This is a genomic window from Enterovirga sp., assembly GCF_035325185.1.
Classification (GTDB): Bacteria; Pseudomonadota; Alphaproteobacteria; order Rhizobiales; family Beijerinckiaceae; genus Enterovirga.
In genome coordinates this window covers 1-3,648 of record NZ_DAOLAJ010000153.1, presented here as the reverse complement: position 1 = coordinate 3,648, position 3,648 = coordinate 1, and the positions used below count along the sequence as shown (strand labels likewise).

Genomic DNA, 3,648 nt, shown 5'->3' with positions numbered 1-3,648 from the left:
CGAGCCGCTCGCCGTGCATCTGCCCGGCCGGGATTCGCGCGCGGCTGAGCCCTACGCGGCGAGCCTCGCCGGGGCGGCCGGGGCTATCGCCGAGGCGTTGCTTCCCTAGCTCGACCGGCCCTGCCTCTTCTACGGCCACAGCCTCGGCGGGGCGGTCGCCTTCGCGACGGCGCAGGCTTTGCGCGCGCGCCACGGGCGCGAGCCCGAGGTGCTGGTCGTCGCGGCCGTGGCGCCCCCGGGCCAGCCGCAAGCCCCGGGGCTCCAGGAGGGGACGCTGCACGAGCAGTACCGGCAGGAAGCGGCGGGCATCGACATGAGCCATGTCGAGGACGATCCGGCCGCCCGAGAGCGCCTTCTGGAACGGGCGGCAGCCGACAAGGCGCTGCTCGAAGGCTGGCCGGCGCGCACCTGCGAGCCGCTGGACGCGCCGCTCCTCGCGCTCGCGGGCCAGGACGATACGGCGATCTCCTGCCGGACGATGGCTGGCTGGGCAGCCTGCACGCGGGGGCGCTTCGATCTCGAAACGCTGCCGGGGCCGCATCTCTTCCATCTCGGCGATCCCGCGGCCACGATCGAGCGCGTCTGCCGCGCGGCCGGGAGCGGCCCGGTGCGCTCAGGCCTCGGCGCCTCCGCCGGGGAGCGGCGCGATCCCGGCATGGGGATGAGCCTGTTCTTCTTTTCCGCCGACGAGGCCAAGTCGAACGGCGATCCCTACCGGCTGTTCGACGCCGCGGTGCAATTCGCCGACCGGGCGGGGTTCCGGGCCGTCTGGATCCCCGAGCGGCATTTCCACCCGGTGGGCGGCCTGTTTCCGAACCCCTCGGTCCTGGCCGCGGGCGTCGCGGCGAGCACGCGACGCCTGCGCATCCGCTCCGGCAGCGTCGTGCTGCCGCTGCACGACCCGATCCGCGCCGCCGAGGAATGGTCGATGGTGGACAACCTCCCCGGCGGCCGGGTCGACATGGGCGTCGTGCCCGGCTGGAACCCCAACGACTATGCGCTGGCCCCGGACGCCTTCCAGGACCGCTGGGCCGTCCTCTTCGAGCGGCTGGACATCGTCCGCCGGCTCTGGCGGGGAGACTCGATCCCGCGCCGGAACGGCCGCGGCGAGGCGGTCCAGCTTCGCCTGCATCCCAGGCCCGTGCAGAAGGAGCTGAACGCCTGGATCGCGACCTCGGCCAATGACGACAGCTTCGTGCGCGCGGGCGAGCTCGGCCTCAACATCCTCACCGCGCTTCTCATCCAGCCCGTCGACGGCTTCGCCGAGCGCGTGCGTCTCTACCGGGAGGCGCGCCGGCGCGCGGGGCACGATCCCGACGGCGGAGAGGTGACGCTCATGGTCCAGACCTTCATCGGCGAGACCGATGCCGAGGCGCGCCGCGTCGTGCGGGAGCCGTTCCTCTCCTACATGCGCTCCGTTCAGAGCCTGTGGAAGGAGGTCGTGGACGGATTGCGCGTCGGCTCCGCCGCCAGTCAGGAAGTCTTCGAAGACATGATCTTCGAGCGATATTTCCAGAAGAGCACGCTCTTCGGATCGCTGGAGACCTGCCTCGACCGGGCCCGCGCCTTCGCCAGGGCGGGTGCGACCGAGATCGCCTGCATGGTCGATTTCGGCATCTCCTACGAGGACAGCCTCGCCAATCTCGGCGGCATCGACCGCCTGCGCGCGGCCCTCGCGGAAGGAAGCGGCGCATGACGTCGCACGAATTGCACGTGCTGTCCGCGGAGCAGAAGCAGGCGCTGCTCCGCAGTGTCCTGCGCAAGCGCCAGGAGGCCGCGGCCGGCGCGCGGATGCCCGACTATACGCGCCAGAGCTACGACCTGTTCATGCCCGGCTCCGACCCCGAGTTGAGCGAGATCCGGCGCTTCAACGCCTGGGTGGACAGCACCATCGCGGCCGGATGCTACACTTTCGAGACGCCGCGGCACGAGGCGCAGCGGCCGGAGAACGTGCTCGTCCGCGAGAACGGCGAGTTGCTGCCGGTCGTCAACATGGCGAGCTACAATTACCTCGGGCTGAGCTATCATCCCGAGGTCATCCAGGCGGCGAAGGACGCGCTCGACCGCTACGGCCTCGGCGTATCCAGCTCGCCCATCGCCGGCGGGACGATCCTGCTCCATGCGGAACTCGAAAAGGCGCTCGTCGATTTCCTCGGGCTTCCGGGGCGCGGCGTCTCGCTCTTCACCACCGGCTACAACGTCAATACGGGCACGCTCTCGGCGATCATCAAGCCGGGCGGGCATGTCATCCTGGATGCGGCGGCGCATATGTCGCTGGCCGAGGGGGCCCAGCTCACGCGCGGGGAGGTGCATACCTTCGCCCATAACGACCTCGGCGACCTGGAGCGCATTCTGCGGAGCATTACCCGCAGCGGGCCGGCGCGGATCATGGTCTGCGCGGAGGGCGCCTACAGCTCCGACGGCGATTACGGCGACCTCGCCGGCATCGCCGCGCTCGCCCGGCGCTACGGCGCCATGGTGCTCGTCGACGAGGCGCATTCGATCCTCGTCACCGGGCCGGGCGGACGCGGCGTCGCGGCCGCCCAGGGCGTCCTCGACCAGATCGACTTCTTCGTCATCACCTTCTCGAAGGCGCTGGGGGCGCTGGGGGGAGCGGTGATCACGCGGCGCGACATCGCGCGCTACATCAACTGGTATGCCCGCTGCCGGCTGTTCTCCTGCGGCCTCGATCCGGCCGTGACAGGCGGCGTGTTGCAAGCGCTGCGCATCGGCGCCGGGGAGGTGGGCGAGGCCCGCAGGATGCGGCTGCGCGATCTCGCCGCGCGGCTGCGCGAGCGCCTGCGCGGGCGCGTGCAGCTCGTCGAGGGCGAGAGCTGGATCGTGCCGGTCATCTACGGCTCCGACGAAAGGACGCTGCTGCTGACCGACTACATGCAGCGGGCCGGGCTCGAGACGAGCATCGTCCAATATCCCGCCGTGCCGCGGCATCTGTCGCGCATGCGGCTTTTCGTGACCTCCGAGCATTCGCCCGAGCAGATCGACCGCGCCGCCGAGATCATCGTCGCGGCGGCCCGGACCTTTGGCTTCGCCCTGTCGGAGGGCGCGTTCGCCCCGCCGGACGGAGCGCCGGCCGCCGGGCCGCAGGGATGACGGCATGGAGACCACCGCGCCGGAGGTCGCCGCCTTCGATCTCGACGGAACCCTCACGGGGCGCGACACCGTCCTGCCGTTCCTCTGCGAGGCGGTGGGCATGAGGCTTTTCCTGCTCGGCCTTCCCGCCCTCCTGCCGAGCCTCGCCGCGCGCGGCCTCGGCCTCCTGGAGGCGACGCCGACCAAGGAGCTCCTGTTCACGCGCTATCTGCGCGGGCGTCCCCTCGACGAGATCCGCGCCGCCGGCCAGCGTTTCGCCTGCGGGACGCTGCCGCGGATGCTGCGCCCCGCCGCCGTGCAAAGGCTGCGCTGGCATCAGGAGCGGGGCCATCGCTGCTTCGTGGTGACCGCCTCGCCGGACCTCTACGTGGCGCCCTGGGCGGAGAGCCTGGGCGTCAAGACGCTCGGAAGCGGGCTCGAAGCGGATGCCGGGGGCCGCCTGACCGGCCGCCACCAGGGAGCGCCTTGCGAGGGCCCCGAGAAGCTGCGCCGCCTGATCGATGCCGTGGGCGGCGAGCCTTTCGTCCTGCACGCCTA

At 71.4% G+C, this 3,648-nt stretch carries 3 protein-coding genes and 1 pseudogene; all 4 read left to right on the top strand.

The annotated features are described in order from the left end of the window. Positions 1 to 130: 130 nt before the first annotated feature. Positions 131 to 565 (top strand): annotated as a pseudogene (locus tag PKD06_RS18290) (thioesterase domain-containing protein); the annotation flags it as partial. 90 nt (positions 566 to 655) lie between these two features. Further along, on the top strand, positions 656 to 1,696 hold the full coding sequence (locus PKD06_RS18285; RefSeq protein WP_324382669.1) for a MupA/Atu3671 family FMN-dependent luciferase-like monooxygenase: 1,041 nt from the start codon (positions 656 to 658) through the stop codon (positions 1,694 to 1,696). Beyond that, positions 1,693 to 3,111, top strand: coding sequence for a pyridoxal phosphate-dependent aminotransferase family protein (locus PKD06_RS18280; RefSeq protein WP_324382663.1), 1,419 nt, complete (start codon positions 1,693 to 1,695; stop codon positions 3,109 to 3,111). Before PKD06_RS18285 ends, PKD06_RS18280 begins: the two co-directional genes overlap by 4 nt. Before the next feature lie 4 nt (positions 3,112 to 3,115). Continuing rightward, positions 3,116 to 3,648: HAD-IB family hydrolase (locus PKD06_RS18275; protein ID WP_324382662.1), on the top strand; the 533-nt coding region annotated here is incomplete at its 3' end.